The following is a 14,485-nucleotide window of genomic DNA, read 5'->3' on the forward strand; positions in this document are numbered from 1 at the left end:
GCGCCATGTCAAAAGCCTCGCCAACAAGTTGGCTCCTACAGATAGGTCAGTTGGCCGACTGCACCTTCAGGCACCCGAGCTGTATCGACTGGAGCAAAGCCTTCGCGGACAGGTCCGCTCCCACTCGAATCCAGGCCTTTCAGTTCTGATTCATAAATCCCAGGCACAAAAAAAGCGACCCTAAGGTCGCTTTTTTCGTTGCTTCAAGGAGTTCAAGGGCCTTGAAGCTAAATATGGCGCAGCGGACGGGACTCGAACCCGCGACCCCCGGCGTGACAGGCCGGTATTCTAACCGACTGAACTACCGCTGCGCGTAACACTGAGAAGGATTGGTGGGTGATGACGGGATCGAACCGCCGACCCGCTGCTTGTAAGGCAGCTGCTCTCCCAGCTGAGCTAATCACCCTTCACTCTCGGTGTGGCGCGCATTCTACGGAGCGACCCTACCTCTGGCAAGCACTTTTTTAAATAATTTTTATAATCGTTCCAAAGGCTTAGAGCAGGGTTGGCCGCAGGGTTTTAGCAGCGAATAATGCCCCCCTTTGTATAAAGGAGAGATTCACCCCATGTGGTTCAAAAACCTGCTTGTGTATCGCCTGACCCAAGACCTGCCATTTGACGCCGAGGCGCTGGAAACCGCGCTGGCGACCAAACCTGCCCGCGCTTGTGCCAGCCAGGAGTTGACCACTTACGGTTTCGTCGCCCCGTTCGGCAAAGGCGAAGATGCACCGCTGGTCCACGTCAGCGGCGACTTCCTGCTGATTGCTGCGCGTAAAGAAGAACGCATTCTGCCGGGCAGCGTCGTCAACGACGCGCTTAAAGAGAAGATCGAAGAGATCGAAGCCGAGCAGATGCGCAAGGTCTACAAGAAGGAACGCGATCAGCTCAAGGATGAAATCATCCAGGCGTTCCTGCCCCGCGCTTTCATTCGCCGCTCAGTAGCCTTCGCGGCCATCGCGCCGAAACAAGGCCTGGTGCTGGTCAACTCGGCAAGCCCGAAACGCGCCGAAGACCTGCTTTCTACACTGCGTGAAGTGGTCGGCTCGCTGCCAGTGCGCCCTGTCACCGTGAAGACCGCACCGACCGCCGTCATGACTGAATGGGTCAAAACCGGCCAGACCGCCGAGAACTTCTTTGTGCTCGATGAGTGTGAACTGCGCGACACACACGAAGACGGCGGCATTGTGAAGTGCAAGCGTCAGGACCTGACCAGCGAAGAAATCCAGCTGCACCTGAGCACTGGCAAGGTAGTCACTCAGCTGTCCCTGGCCTGGCAGGACAAACTGTCCTTCGTGCTGGACGACAAACTGACGGTCAAGCGCCTGAAGTTCGAAGACCTGCTGCAGGACGAAGCTGAGCAAAACGGCGGCGACGATGCGTTGGGCCAGCAGGACGCCAGCTTTACCCTGATGATGCTGACCTTCGGCGAGTTTTTGCCGCAGCTGATGGAAGCGTTGGGCGGCGAAGAGATTCCTCAGGGGATCTAAACCAGCCCTGTAGGAGCCAACTTGTTGGCGAGGCGGTATCCGGGATCAAGTCCGGGCCATTGTCTCGCGAACAAGTTCGCTCCTACAGATATGTGCATTATCCAACCAACAAGAAAGGACCCCCGCCATGCGTGCCCTGGCTGCATTAAGTCGTTTTGTCGGTAATACCTTTGCGTACTGGGTGCTGCTGTTCGCCGTCCTGGCTTTCCTGTTCCCGACTTGGTTCATCGGTCTGAAAACCCTGATCGTGCCGCTGCTGGGCCTGGTCATGTTCGGCATGGGCCTGACCCTCAGGCTCGATGATTTTTCCGAGGTCGTGCGCCACCCTTGGCGTGTGGCCCTTGGCGTGGTCGCGCATTTCGTGATCATGCCTGGCGTCGCGTGGGCGCTGTGTCAGGTGTTTCACCTGCCACCGGAAATCGCGGTGGGCGTGATCCTTGTAGGCTGCTGCCCGAGCGGCACGTCATCCAACGTCATGACCTGGCTGGCGAAAGGTGACCTGGCGCTGTCAGTTGCCATCGCCGCCGTCACCACCCTACTCGCTCCACTGCTCACGCCCGCGCTGATCTGGCTGCTGGCCTCGGCGTGGTTGCCGGTGTCTTTCATGGAGATGTTCTGGTCGATCCTGCAACTGGTGATGCTGCCGATCGTGCTGGGCGTACTGGCCCAGCGCCTGCTGGGTAAGCGCGTGAGCTTCGCCGTTGACGTGCTGCCGCTGATTTCGGTGGTCAGCATTGTCATGATCGTCTGCGCAGTAGTGTCTGCGAGCCAAGCGAAAATCGCCGAATCCGGCCTGCTAATCATGGCGGTGGTGATCCTGCACAACAGCTTCGGTTTCCTGCTGGGTTACTTCACCGGCAAAGTGTTCAAACTGCCGCTGGCTCAACGCAAATCGCTGTCACTGGAAGTCGGGATGCAAAACTCAGGGCTCGGCGCCGCACTCGCGAGCGCCCACTTCTCGCCACTGGCGGCAGTGCCCAGCGCGTTGTTCAGCGTATGGCACAACATCTCAGGGGCGTTGCTTTCGACGTATTTCAGGAAGATGGAGCCTGAAAAAGTCGTAACCGAAGAAAAGCCCATCGTGAGTTGATTGCCAAAACCCTGTAGGAGCGAACTTGTTCGCGAGGCGGCGTGACTGACACAACGTGCCGGATGCTTCGCCAACAAGTGGGCTCCTACAGTTTGGCGCTAGCGATATCTGCTGTAGTCGACCTGCGCGTCGAGCCAGATATCAAAGGTCTTATAGTCTCCATCTACCCTGAGCCCCGCTGGGGTGTGAAAGCTATAAACGGTTTTTCTAGTAGAAACCTTCACCCGCCCCTCGTTTACCGAGACCTTCGCATCGTAATCTCGGGTAACGAGGAAAGAGTTCCCGTTTGCCCTCAATGACTCCAGCGCAAGTTCGTTATCGTCGATGCGTTGATGCACGAAGTAATGATAGGTATATGGCACCGTGGCCCCACCTGCATCACTCTGCACGACATAGACCATCCCAGCGTCCCCGAGGGGATAGCGCCCGATGATTTCGGAAAGCACTGGCGTTCGCTTTTGATTTAGAAATAACAAGCCCCCCAGGATGACGCACAGCAGAATTAAACAACGGATTACGGTTTTCGGTTTAAATCGGGTGGCAAATCGCATATTTGATGCCCTCAGCAATCTGCTCCTGGTCTCTTACGTCATCTCCGTACGGGTAAATAAACCAGTCCGGCCAAGTGACTCCTCGCTCTGTTGTTTCGGCCCTGAACTGGGCTGCGCCCGCCGCACGATGAAGGATGGCGCTGGAAAACCCCGCCGCTGTCCCTACAGCCCCGTAATGAAAGTTTCCGAAGTCCTCGAACTCCGATCCTCCTTTTTATAGTCCCAAGGCCCGCCATTCCTGACTTGCTCGTAAAACCAAAACCACAGAAGAGCCCCCCTCCCGTACTTGTATCTGACCTTGTAATGGCGAGCGGTACCCATGTTCAAATGAAGCGAAACCCCATCCGGGGCGCGTGGCACGATCATGATTCAGACATCCGTCTCAACTGGAGACGGATGAATCTATGCGCGATTAGCAGGAAATTTAAGTCAAAAAGCAGGCACGGGAAAAATTCAGAATATCCCTACAAGCCACCCACGAAGTCCCTTTCAGAAACCTCCTACGCGCTATCAGCGCACCGTCCCACGCAACGCCATCACCCGCTCCCGCACCAACGCCGGGGCCGAGTCTTCGCCCGAGATCGGCGCCCCCGCCACCAACGTCACTCGCGACCACAAGCGGCGGAACACGCCTTTGTTCGGGTCGCGGCTGAAGAAGCTGCCCCACAAGCCTTGCAGCGCCAGCGGGATGACCGGGACGTTGGTTTCTTCGAGGATGCGCGCCATGCCGCCTTTGAACTCATCGATCTCACCACTGGTGGTGAGTTTTCCTTCAGGGAAGATGCACACCAGCTCACCTTCTTTCAGGTAATCGGCGATGCGCTTGAAGGCTTTGTCGTACGTCGCCAAGTCTTCATTCCTGCCTGCGATGGGGATCGCGCCTGCCGTGCGGAAAATGAAGTTGAGCACCGGCAGGTTGTAGATCTTGTAGTAGGTGACGAAGCGGATCGGGCGGCGCACCGAGCCTGCGATCAGCAGCGCATCCACGAACGACACATGGTTGCAGACCAGCAATGCGGCGCCTTCGTCGGGGATCTGCTGCAGGTCGCGATGCTCCACACGGTACATGGAATGGCTGAGCAGCCAGATCATGAAACGCATGGTGAACTCGGGGACGATTTTGAAGATGTAGGCGTTGACCGCGATGTTCATCAGCGACACCACAAGGAACAACTGCGGGATCGACAGCTTCGCAACGCTCAGGAACAGGATCGACACAATGGCCGACACCACCATGAACAGCGCGTTGAGAATGTTGTTGGAAGCGATGACCCGCGAGCGCTCTTTCTCGGCTGTTCTGGACTGGATTAACGCGTAAAGCGGCACGATGTAGAACCCACCGAAAACGCCGATGCCGAGGATGTCGAACAACACCCACCAGGCTTGTCCGATCGACAGCACGGCGAGCCAGTCATTGGCCTGCACGTTCTGTGGGAAACCACCCGAATGCCACCAGAGCAATAAACCGAACACGGTCAGACCCATCGAGCCGAAAGGCACCAGACCGATCTCGACCTTATGCCCCGATAGCCGCTCACACAGCATCGAGCCTGCCGCGATGCCTATGGAGAAGACCGTGAGAATCAGCGTGACCACGGTTTCGTCGCCGTACATCCAGTCTTTGGCGTAGGCCGGGATCTGCGTCAGGTAAATCGCCCCGACGAACCAGAACCACGAGTTGCCGACGATGGAGCGCGAGACTGCCTTGGTCTGGCCCAGGCCGAGTTTCAGCGTGGCCCAGGACTGGCTGAAGATGTTCCAGTTGACCTTTATGTCCGGCGAGGCCGCGGCAGCAGGCGGAATGCCGCGACTGGCCAGATAACCCAGGCAGGCGATCAGCACCATGGCCGTGGCGACGATGGGGGCGTAGTGCGTCGCGGACATCATGATCCCGGCGCCGATAGTGCCCGCCAGAATCGCCAGAAAGGTGCCCATTTCCACCAGGCCATTGCCGCCCACCAGCTCGTTTTCGTGCAAGTGCTGGGGCAGGATCGAATACTTCACCGGGCCGAACAGCGCCGAGTGGGTGCCCATGGCGAACAGTGCCACCAGCATCAGCGATAGATGATTGAAGAGAAACCCGACTGCGCCGACCACCATGATGGCGATCTCCAGAAGCTTGATCAGGCGGATCAGTTTGTCCTTGGGGTATTTCTCGCCGAATTGCCCGGCCAGCGCCGAGAACAGGAAGAACGGCAGGATAAACAGCATCGCGCACAGGTTGACATAGATCGAACGGTCGCCGTCGATGGTCAGCTTGTAGAGGATCGCGAGGATCAGCGATTGCTTGAAGATATTGTCGTTGAACGCCCCGAGGGACTGGGTCACGAAAAACGGCAGGAAGCGCCGTTTGCCCAACAAACTGAACTGCGACTGACTCATCGTCCGTGGTCCTGAATGGCGCCGATACCGGCATGAGGATGGGAAGATCAAATCCCTTTGCGAGCCACATTGAAGACGTTGTGTGGCAGGTTGTCGATAGGGAGACGTATCTGCTGCTATGCCCCACTGCCTCCCACAGGTTTTGCTCAGTCCTCAGCCAAACGCGTTCCCTGTCGGAGCCGAGCTTGCTCGCGAAGCTGAGACCTGGATCTGTCTGACACTACGCAAAACGGGAACTTGGTTTTGCCTGACCCTGCGCGTCGTCAGCTTCGCGGGCAAGCCTCGCTCCAACAAAAACGCGCCCCCTTGCGACACCACACCGCTGCGACCTTGGTCGAAACAGACGAAGACGATCCGGCGTGCGAGACTGTCTGGCCGGCTTGACCCACGCCTGATTTGATTGATTTGAGTTCTGGAGTTCCCATGTCGCTGTCCAGCGGGCTGATCGCTGCCGTCGCCCTGGCCTATATGGCCATCATGTTCGCGATCGCGTTTTATGGCGATCGTCGCAGCGGCGCACTGCCGCCCAGACTGCGGGCCTGGGTCTACAGCCTGTCTCTCGCCGTTTACTGCACCAGCTGGACCTTCTTCGGCGCTGTCGGTCAGGCCGCCGAGCAGCTGTGGTCGTTCCTGCCGATCTACTTGGGCCCAGTGCTGATGATGGTGCTGGCGCCGTGGGTGCTGCAGAAAATGGTGCTGATCAGCAAACAGGAAAACATCACCTCCATCGCAGACTTCATCGCCGCGCGGTACGGCAAATCCCAGTCGCTGGCCGTCGTGGTCGCCCTGATCTGCCTGGTCGGCGTGCTGCCCTACATCGCGCTGCAACTCAAAGGCATCGTGCTCGGGGTGAATATCCTGATCGGTGCCGGCGCCGATGCATCCGGCACCCGCGCGCAAGACACCGCCCTGATCGTTTCCCTGGTGCTGGCGCTGTTCACCATCGTCTTCGGCACACGCAACCTCGACGCCACCGAGCACCATCGCGGCATGGTGCTGGCGATTGCCTTTGAAGCCATCGTCAAGCTGTTCGCTTTTATGGCCGTCGGCGCCTTCGTCACCTATGGCCTGTACGACGGTTTCGATGACCTGTTCAGCCAGGCCATGCTCGCGCCGCGCCTTGAGGAATACTGGAAAGAAACCATCAACTGGCCCTCGATGGTGGTGCAGACCGGCGTCGCGATGATGGCGATCATCTGCCTGCCCCGGCAGTTCCACGTCACGGTGGTGGAGAATATCGAGCCCGGGGATTTGCGGCTGGCGCGCTGGGTATTTCCGGCGTACCTCATCCTGGCGGCGCTGTTTGTGGTGCCGATTGCGCTGGCCGGACAGATGATGCTGCCAAGCTCCGTGCTGCCGGATTCATTCGTGATCAGCGTGCCGCTCGCGCACGCGCACCCGGCGCTGGCGATGCTGGCGTTTATCGGCGGTGCTTCGGCGGCGACCGGCATGGTGATCGTCGCCAGCGTGGCGCTGTCAACCATGGTTTCCAACGACATGCTCTTGCCGTGGTTGCTCAGGCGCAAAACCGCCGAGCGCCCGTTCGAGGTATTCCGCCACTGGATGCTCTCGGTGCGCCGGGTGAGCATTGTGGTGATTTTGCTGCTGGCCTATGTCAGCTATCGCTTGCTGGGTTCCACCGCCAGCCTGGCGACCATCGGCCAGATCGCCTTCGCCGCCATCACTCAGCTGGCGCCAGCCATGCTCGGCGCGCTGTACTGGAAACAGGCCAACCGGCGCGGCGTATTTGCCGGCCTGGCTGCCGGGATTTTCCTGTGGTTTTACACGCTGGTGCTGCCAATTGCCGCGCACAGCATGGGCTGGGCGTTGAGCAGTTTTCCGCTGCTGCAATGGCTGCACGGTAATCCGCTGAACCTGCCAATCAGCCCGCTGACCCAAGGCGTGGTGCTGTCCACGGCTGGCAATTTCATCCTGTTCGCCTGGGTTTCGGTGCTGTCGCGAACCCGAGTGTCCGAGCATTGGCAGGCGGGGCGTTTCATCGGCCAGGAATTGCAGGCGCGGCCCAACAACCGTTCGTTGCTGGCGGTGCAGATCGAGGATTTGCTCAAGCTGTCGGCGCGTTTCGTCGGTGAAGAACGCGCGCAGCAAAGTTTCAACCGCTTCGCCTATCGACAGGGCAAGGGCTTCAACCCCAACCAAAACGCCAACGGCGAATGGATCGCTCACACTGAGCGTTTGTTGGCCGGTGTGCTGGGCACGTCCTCGACCCGCGCCGTGGTCAAGGCCGCCATCGAAGGTCGCGATATGCAGCTGGAGGACGTGGTGCGGATCGCCGACGAAGCGTCCGAGGTGCTGCAATTCAACCGCGCGCTGCTGCAAGGCGCCATCGAGAACATCACCCAGGGCATCAGCGTGGTCGACCAGTCGCTGAAGCTGGTGGCGTGGAATCACCGGTATCTGGAGCTGTTCAATTACCCCGAAGGCCTGATCAGCGTCGGGCGGCCGATTGCCGACATCATTCGCTACAACGCCGAACGTGGATTGCTCGGCCCCGGTGAAGCGGAAGTTCATGTGGCCCGGCGCCTGCACTGGATGCGTCAGGGACGCGCGCACACCTCCGAGCGCTTGTTCCCCAACGGTCAGGTGATCGAGCTGATCGGCAACCCGATGCCCGGCGGTGGATTCGTCATGAGCTTCTCGGACATCACCGCCTTTCGCGAGGCCGAACACGCGCTTAAAGTCGTCAATGAAAGCCTTGAACAACGCGTAGCCGAGCGCACCCACGAGCTGTCGCAACTGAACGTGGCGCTGACCGAAGCCAAGGGCTATGCCGAAGCGGCGAACCAATCGAAAACCCGTTTTCTGGCAGCGGTCAGCCATGACCTGATGCAGCCCTTGAACGCCGCGCGGCTGTTTTCGGCGGCGCTGTCCCATGCCGGCGACAACATCCCTGACGAGGCGCAACAGCTGATCACTCATCTGGACAGCTCGTTGCGTTCGGCCGAAGACCTGATCAGCGACTTGCTGGATATCTCCCGTCTTGAAAACGGAAAGTTCACTCCGAACTGTCAGCCGTTTGCGCTGAACACCCTGTTCGACACCTTGGGCGCCGAGTTCAAGGCGCTGGCTCACGAGCAAGGCTTGGGCTTTCGGGTGCGCAGCAGCACGTTGCGCATCGACAGCGACGTGAAGCTGCTGCGTCGGGTGTTGCAAAACTTTCTGACCAATGCCTTCCGCTATGGAAAAGGTCCGGTTTTGCTGGGTGTGCGGCGCAAGAACGGGCAACTGAGCCTGGAAGTCTGGGACCGCGGGCCAGGGATTCCGGAGGATAAGCGTCAGGTGATTTTTGAAGAGTTCAAACGCCTGGACAGTCACCAGACCCGCGCCGAAAAAGGCTTGGGGCTGGGCTTGGCGATTGCCGACGGTTTGTGTCGAGTGTTGGGGCATACGCTGCAAGTGCGTTCATGGCCTGGGCGCGGCAGTGTGTTCAGCGTGACGGTGCCGTTGGCGCCTCAACTGGCGCCGCTGCCGGTTAGCGCACCCGTCGGCGAAGTGACGCGCGCAAAACTCAATGGCACGCAAGTGCTGTGTGTCGATAACGAAGACAGCATTCTGATCGGCATGAACAGCCTGCTGAGCCGCTGGGGGTGTCAGGTCTGGACCGCACGCAATCGCGAGGAATGTCAGGCGCTGCTGGATCAGGGGGTTCGCCCGCAGCTGGCATTGGTGGACTACCACTTGGACGACGGCGAAACCGGCACGCAGTTGATGGCTTGGCTGCGTACCCGGTTGGGCGAGCCAGTGCCCGGGGTGTTGATCAGCGCCGACGTACGCCCGGAGTTGGTCGCCCAGGTGCACGCGGCGGGCTTGGATTATCTGGCCAAACCGGTCAAGCCGGCGGCGTTGCGAGCGCTGCTGAGTCGGCATGTGAGTTTGAGTTGAAGCGCTCGGCGCTGTAGGAGCCAACTAGTTGGCGAGAGGGGGAGTATCAGATTTTTTGTGTTCAGGCTGGTTGGGGCCTGCCGTCAGGCAGGCCGTTGCTTTACCAGCTCGGTCTGGTAAATCGGTCTCCGTAAAGAATCGCAAACTGATTCATTGCCACTTTCCAATCATGCGCTGGGTGCCCCCAGTTAGCCGTGATATTTCGTAGTCCCAACCAGATCAGCTTCGTTGCGGCATCGTCGGTCGGGAAGTGCCCTCGGGTTTTAATAATCTTTCTTAGCTGAGCGTTGATACTTTCGATTGCATTGGTCGTGTAGACCACTTTTCGGATACCCGCAGGGAAGACAAAAAACGGTATAACCCGATCCCAGGCACGACGCCATGCAGCAACTACAGTCGGATACTGCTTGCCCCAAGGCCCCGCTTCAAAGGCGTTAAGCTCTTGCTCGGCTACATCGGCATTGATCGCCTGGTAGATCGGCTTGAGGGCTTTGGCCAATGCCCGACGTTTATCCCAAGCGGCATAGTCCAAGCTGTTGCGGATCAGATGCACGATGCAGGTTTGCAGCGTCGTGGCAGGAAAAACCGCTCCCAAAGCCTCCGGTATCCCTTTGAGGCCATCCGTGACGGCAATCAGAACATCCTCAACGCCAAGAGTCTTGAGGTCATTGAACACCTTCATCCAGAACTTGGCGCCCTCGGTGCTCTCGATCCATATCCCAAGGATGTCGCGGGTCCCATCCGGCAATACGCCCAACGCCAGATAGATAGCCTTGTTGCGCACTAACCCTTCGTCCCGGATTTTGACCCGTAGCGCATCAAAGAAGATGACCGGGTACATAGGCTCCAGGGGACGCTGCTGCCAAGAGCCCACTTCTTCCATGACTGCATCGGTGACTGAGCTGATGAAGTCATGGGACACGTCGGTTCCATACTGCTCAGACAGAAAAGCGCGGATCTCACGCACCGTCATGCCCCGGGCGTACATGGCAATTATCTTGTCGTCGAAGCCTGTAAAACGGCGTTCGTGCTTGGGGATCAGGATCGGGGCGAAGCTACCATCGCGGTCTCTGGGAATATCCAGACGAAGTGGGCCATCGTCGGTCAGAACCGTTTTGCCACTCTTGCCATTGCGCTGATTGGTCGATTCCTCCGGGCGCTCTGCGCCCTGAGCATAACCAAGGTGGTGACCCAGCTCGGCACCTAGCGCACGCTCGATCAGCGCCTTCTTAAACGCCATGGAGGCGTCTTGAATGGCTTCAGCGCTCATCGGGCCTTTAACAAACTGCTCGATCAGCTCTTGGGGAATCGAGGGCAACTCCCTCGTTGTTGCATTGACGGACTTCTTTTTGGTCGGCATACATGCACCTCTATCTACATGTTATGCCCGAACACAAAATTTCTGACAGTCTCGCGAGAGGGCATATGAGGTAAACCCGACTAGCCGTCTCGCGAACACGTTCGCTCCTACAGAAACCCGGCCCGCATCACTTGGCCTTGCGAAACACAAACACCAATCCGATCACGATCAGCACCATCCCGAACACACTCAGCAACGGCAGGCGATTGCCGAAGATGAGGTAATCCATGATCGCCGTCACCGCCGGTACCAGATAAAACAGGCTGGTGACGTTGACGAGATTGCCTCGGGCAATCAGCCGGTACAGCAGGAACGTCGCCAGCACCGACACCACCAGCCCCATCCACAGCACCGGCACGTAGAACCCTGCGCTGTGCTCGAAGTGAAACGGCTGAAACGGCACGAACACCGCGCATACGACAGCACCCGCCAGATATTGCACCGGCAACGTGCCAAGCGGGTTGTCGGTGATGCGTTTCTGCATGATCGATCCGCCCGTCATGCTCAACATCCCCAGCAGGCCGAACAGCATCCCCGCCCACGATCCACCGCCGCCAATGCCCTGAAAAACCACCAGCACCAACCCGGCCAGCCCCAGCGCCAGACCGAACATCCGCGACCAGGATCGGCTGCGTTCAACCAGCACGGCGGTGAGGATCGGCTGCACGCCCATGATGGTCGCCATGACCCCCGGCGTGACTTTCAAATCCAGCGCCAACAGGTAAAAGATCTGATAAGCACCCAGCAATACGGCGCCTGTCGCCATCGCGTAGATCAGCGATTGCCGGGAGCTGGGCAGCTTGTAACCGAGGGTCGGAATGAGGATCGCCAACGCCACCAGCGCCAGCAGAAAACGGATCAGCAGAAAGGCAAAGGGTGATGCGTGGGCCAGACCCCACTTAGAAAAAATCGCCCCGCTGCTCCAGAGAAGCACGAACAGCATAGTCGTGGCCATTGAGGCCAATGCTTTGTTAGCGAACATGGTGTCACCTGTGATTCAGACAAAATCGGACCCGGCCAGAAACCGGATTCACTGATGTTTTGTGGTGTTTGCAGGCTTGAATCGACGGCGGAAAAATCCGTGAATCAGGCGAGCGACACGACGCCTGGCGGTGCGACAGCGCACACGACCGGACTGGTCACAGGAGATGGCGGAGGGTAACGCGTGATGAAGACAAGCTGCTGGCATCCGCACGGTTCAGCGGCAGCGAAGGCTGCGGCGTCGAACATCAACAGTGAGCGGGAAGCTGGCATGGCGCAGGTCTTCATCGAAAAGGAGGAGTGATGTTGCCGAATGTTTCTTGCAGGACATCGGCGCCGACTATAACCAGCGCACGGTGTCCTGCGCAATAGCGTGTCTCAACCAAACAGCCAGTAGCCCAGCAACGTCAGAACGATCACCGCCAGCACCGGGCGCAACACCCGATACGCCTTGGGATTGGCGCGTTTGAACTGCTTGACCTGGCCGCTGAAGCTGTTGCTGAAACGCTTGCTGAACGCATAGGCCTGGTTGATACCGCCGACGCGCTCGTCGTCAGTGTTTTGCGGCGCAGTGGCACGGCCAAGGAAATCACTGACCTTGCGGTTCACTGCACGCATGAAGCCATTGCTCAACGGGCGCTCGACGTCACAGAACAGAATCACGCGGGTGACATCTGTTTCGTTCTTGACCCAGTGCACGTAGGTCTCGTCGAACATCACGTCTTCGCCGTCACGCCAGGCATAGACGTTGCCGTCGACGAAGATCCGGCAGTCATCGGAGTTGGGCGTCGACAGGCCCAAGTGATAACGCAGGGAACCGGCAAACGGATCGCGATGGGGATTGAGATGGCTGCCGCCGGGTAGCAAGGCGAACATTGCGCCCTTCACGTTGGGAATGCGACTGAGCAGTTCAACGGTCTTGGGGCACAGGGTTTCGGCCGAAGGCAGCGCTTTGTCGTACCACTTCAGGTAAAAACGCTTCCAGCCTTTTTTGAAGAACGAACCGAAACCAGCGTCGTTATCCTTGGCGGCCGCGCGAATATAGCCCTCGTCGAACAGGTGCATCGCTTCGTCGCGGATGACTTCCCAGTTGTCCTTGAGGATATCGAGTTCCGGAAACTTGCTGCGGTCCAGATACGGTTTGGACGGCACGCTGGAGAACATGTACATCAACGCGTTGTAAGGAGCGAACAGCGCGGAGTGGTTGACGAATTGACGCAGTACCGGCAAACGCGCCTTGCCGCGCAAATGCACATACAGCGTGCTGCCGATGAACAGCAGCAGAATGGCCGCTTTGGCAGCAAAAGAAAGGCTCATGAAACTCTCCTTGAAACAGGCAAAAAGCTAACAGTGATGCTGCGCTGCGATCGACGTTATTAGTTTGAATGACTGCAAACCGTTGCCCAATGATCTGAGGCAATCATCGGGCAGGTCTGAATGGCGAGCATCATAAGCCTTGTTGGCGCAGGTAAAAAGCCAGAGCAAAATTGCGTGGGAGATTCCCCCATCGCGTGGCAAGCGCGGATCCTGTTGGAGCTAGGCTTGCCCGCGAAGCTAACGACGTGGGGCACCAGATACACCGAGGCGCTAAGTTCGCGGGCAAGCCTCGCTCCAACAGGTAATCTTTCATCAACAAAACAACGACATACCTTCTGTCCGATGAAAGCGGACTTGTTCGCGAGCCAGTGTGCCTGAATAAACTCACTGCCCGCCTATTAGCTCGTTACTGCGTCAGCTCCTGTTCAGTAAACATGTCGCTGAACAGCATGCTCGACAGATAGCGCTCACCAGAATCGGGCAGAATCACCACGATCGTCTTGCCCTGCATGTCCGGTTTCTCGGCCATGCGCACAGCCGCAGCCATCGCGGCGCCACAAGAAATCCCGCAGAGTATCCCCTCCTCCTGCATTAACCGCAGGGCCATGGCCTTGGCTTCTTCGTCGCTGACCAGTTCCACTCGGTCGACGATCGACAGATCCAGGTTCTTCGGGATGAAACCGGCACCAATGCCCTGAATCTTGTGCGGCGCCGGGGTGATCTCCTGCCCTGCCAGCTTCTGGGTAATGATCGGTGAGCCCATCGGCTCAACCGCCACCGAGATTATCGGTTTGCCCATGGTCTTCTTGATATAACGCGAGATGCCAGTGATGGTGCCGCCCGTACCGACGCCCGCCACCAGCACATCGATAGCGCCGTCAGTGTCGTTCCATATTTCCGGGCCGGTGGTCTTCTCGTGAATCGCCGGGTTAGCCGGATTCTCGAACTGCGCCGGCATGAAGAACGTCTCCGGGTTTTGCGCCACCAGCTCTTCGGCCTTGGCGATCGAGCCTTTCATGCCTTTGGCCGCTTCAGTCAGAACGATCTCAGCACCCAGGGCCTTCAATACCTTGCGACGCTCTATGCTCATGGAAGCGGGCATGGTCAGCATCAGCTTGTACCCGCGTGCCGCTGCAACGAACGCCAGGCCAATGCCAGTGTTGCCGGAAGTCGGCTCGACGATGGTCATGCCGGACTTGAGTTTTCCGCTGCTTTCAGCGTCCCAGATCATGTTGGCGCCGATGCGGCATTTGACCGAATAACCGGGATTGCGCCCTTCGATTTTCGCCAGAATCGTCACGCCGCGAGGCGCGATCCGGTTGATCTGCACCAATGGAGTGTTGCCAATGGAGTGGGCGTTGTCAGCGTAAATACGGCTCATGACGGGGTCCTTTGTGCAGGTTTGGAATGGAAC

At 58.5% G+C, this 14,485-nt stretch carries 9 protein-coding genes, 2 tRNA genes and 1 pseudogene; 3 read left to right on the forward strand and 9 right to left on the reverse strand.

The genetic code is table 11. The features are described 5' to 3' along the window. Window positions 1-234: 234 nt before the first annotated feature. Both ACWKWM_RS11340 and ACWKWM_RS11345 read right to left on the reverse strand, forming a co-directional pair. Window positions 235-311: transfer RNA gene (locus ACWKWM_RS11340), tRNA-Asp, on the reverse strand. A 19-nt stretch (window positions 312-330) separates the two neighbouring features. Beyond that, window positions 331-406, reverse strand: a tRNA-Val gene (locus ACWKWM_RS11345). A gap of 160 nt (window positions 407-566) precedes the next feature. Between ACWKWM_RS11345 and rdgC the strand changes: the two genes are divergently transcribed. Together rdgC and ACWKWM_RS11355 are read left to right on the forward strand one after the other, a co-directional pair. Next, complete coding sequence (gene rdgC / locus ACWKWM_RS11350) at window positions 567-1,487, forward strand: recombination-associated protein RdgC (RefSeq protein WP_483846230.1); 921 nt, start codon at window positions 567-569, stop codon at window positions 1,485-1,487. 127 nt (window positions 1,488-1,614) lie between these two features. Beyond that, the gene (locus tag ACWKWM_RS11355; protein WP_483846231.1) at window positions 1,615-2,577 is read left to right on the forward strand and encodes a bile acid:sodium symporter family protein; all 963 of its coding nucleotides are present in this window, start codon (window positions 1,615-1,617) and stop codon (window positions 2,575-2,577) included. Window positions 2,578-2,675: 98 nt separating this feature from the next. On the opposite strand, the gene ACWKWM_RS11360 is transcribed toward ACWKWM_RS11355, so the two are convergent. The 3 genes and pseudogenes from ACWKWM_RS11360 to ACWKWM_RS11370 all read right to left on the reverse strand — a co-directional run bounded on the left by ACWKWM_RS11360 (window position 2,676) and on the right by ACWKWM_RS11370 (window position 5,510). Then, window positions 2,676-3,128 carry a hypothetical protein gene (locus tag ACWKWM_RS11360; RefSeq protein WP_483846232.1) on the reverse strand — a complete coding sequence of 151 codons (453 nt, stop codon included), beginning with the start codon at window positions 3,126-3,128 and terminating at the stop codon, window positions 2,676-2,678. Continuing rightward, window positions 3,106-3,267, reverse strand: a pseudogene (locus ACWKWM_RS11365) (hypothetical protein); the annotation flags it as partial. The pseudogene ACWKWM_RS11365 and the gene ACWKWM_RS11360, both read right to left, overlap by 23 nt. Window positions 3,268-3,638: 371 nt before the next feature. Continuing rightward, window positions 3,639-5,510: an MFS transporter gene (locus ACWKWM_RS11370; protein WP_483846233.1), complete on the reverse strand. Its 1,872-nt coding sequence runs from the start codon at window positions 5,508-5,510 to the stop codon at window positions 3,639-3,641. Between the two features lie 423 nt (window positions 5,511-5,933). On the opposite strand from ACWKWM_RS11370, the gene ACWKWM_RS11375 reads away from it, so the two are divergent. Further along, the gene (locus tag ACWKWM_RS11375; protein WP_483846234.1) at window positions 5,934-9,413 is read left to right on the forward strand and encodes a hybrid sensor histidine kinase/response regulator; all 3,480 of its coding nucleotides are present in this window, start codon (window positions 5,934-5,936) and stop codon (window positions 9,411-9,413) included. A gap of 100 nt (window positions 9,414-9,513) precedes the next feature. Here ACWKWM_RS11375 and ACWKWM_RS11380 read toward each other — a convergent pair whose 3' ends face one another. The 4 genes from ACWKWM_RS11380 to cysK form a co-directional block, all read right to left on the reverse strand. Then, a complete protein-coding gene (locus ACWKWM_RS11380) occupies window positions 9,514-10,773 on the reverse strand; it encodes an IS256 family transposase (RefSeq protein ID WP_483846235.1) in 1,260 nt (419 codons plus the stop codon). Between the two features lie 127 nt (window positions 10,774-10,900). Beyond that, complete coding sequence (locus ACWKWM_RS11385) at window positions 10,901-11,755, reverse strand: DMT family transporter (RefSeq protein WP_483846236.1); 855 nt, start codon at window positions 11,753-11,755, stop codon at window positions 10,901-10,903. Window positions 11,756-12,132: 377 nt separating this feature from the next. Further along, a complete protein-coding gene (locus ACWKWM_RS11390; RefSeq protein WP_483846237.1) occupies window positions 12,133-13,071 on the reverse strand; it encodes an aspartyl/asparaginyl beta-hydroxylase domain-containing protein in 939 nt (312 codons plus the stop codon). A gap of 406 nt (window positions 13,072-13,477) precedes the next feature. Next, complete coding sequence (cysK, locus tag ACWKWM_RS11395; protein ID WP_483846238.1) at window positions 13,478-14,452, reverse strand: cysteine synthase A; 975 nt, start codon at window positions 14,450-14,452, stop codon at window positions 13,478-13,480. Window positions 14,453-14,485 lie beyond the last annotated feature (33 nt).

It is taken from the genome of Pseudomonas rosaeacicularis, from assembly GCF_057128745.1.

Excerpts from the sequence above, each read along its gene's own strand:
- rdgC (WP_483846230.1), top strand. The coding sequence starts at position 567 with ATGTGGTTCAAAAACCTGCTTGTGTATCGCCTGACCCAAGACCTGCCA.
- ACWKWM_RS11355 (WP_483846231.1), top strand. The coding sequence starts at position 1,615 with ATGCGTGCCCTGGCTGCATTAAGTCGTTTTGTCGGTAATACCTTTGCG.
- ACWKWM_RS11360 (WP_483846232.1), bottom strand. The coding sequence starts at position 3,128 with ATGCGATTTGCCACCCGATTTAAACCGAAAACCGTAATCCGTTGTTTA.
- ACWKWM_RS11370 (WP_483846233.1), bottom strand. The coding sequence starts at position 5,510 with ATGAGTCAGTCGCAGTTCAGTTTGTTGGGCAAACGGCGCTTCCTGCCG.
- ACWKWM_RS11375 (WP_483846234.1), top strand. The coding sequence starts at position 5,934 with ATGTCGCTGTCCAGCGGGCTGATCGCTGCCGTCGCCCTGGCCTATATG.
- ACWKWM_RS11380 (WP_483846235.1), bottom strand. The coding sequence starts at position 10,773 with ATGCCGACCAAAAAGAAGTCCGTCAATGCAACAACGAGGGAGTTGCCC.
- ACWKWM_RS11385 (WP_483846236.1), bottom strand. The coding sequence starts at position 11,755 with ATGTTCGCTAACAAAGCATTGGCCTCAATGGCCACGACTATGCTGTTC.
- ACWKWM_RS11390 (WP_483846237.1), bottom strand. The coding sequence starts at position 13,071 with ATGAGCCTTTCTTTTGCTGCCAAAGCGGCCATTCTGCTGCTGTTCATC.
- cysK (WP_483846238.1), bottom strand. The coding sequence starts at position 14,452 with ATGAGCCGTATTTACGCTGACAACGCCCACTCCATTGGCAACACTCCA.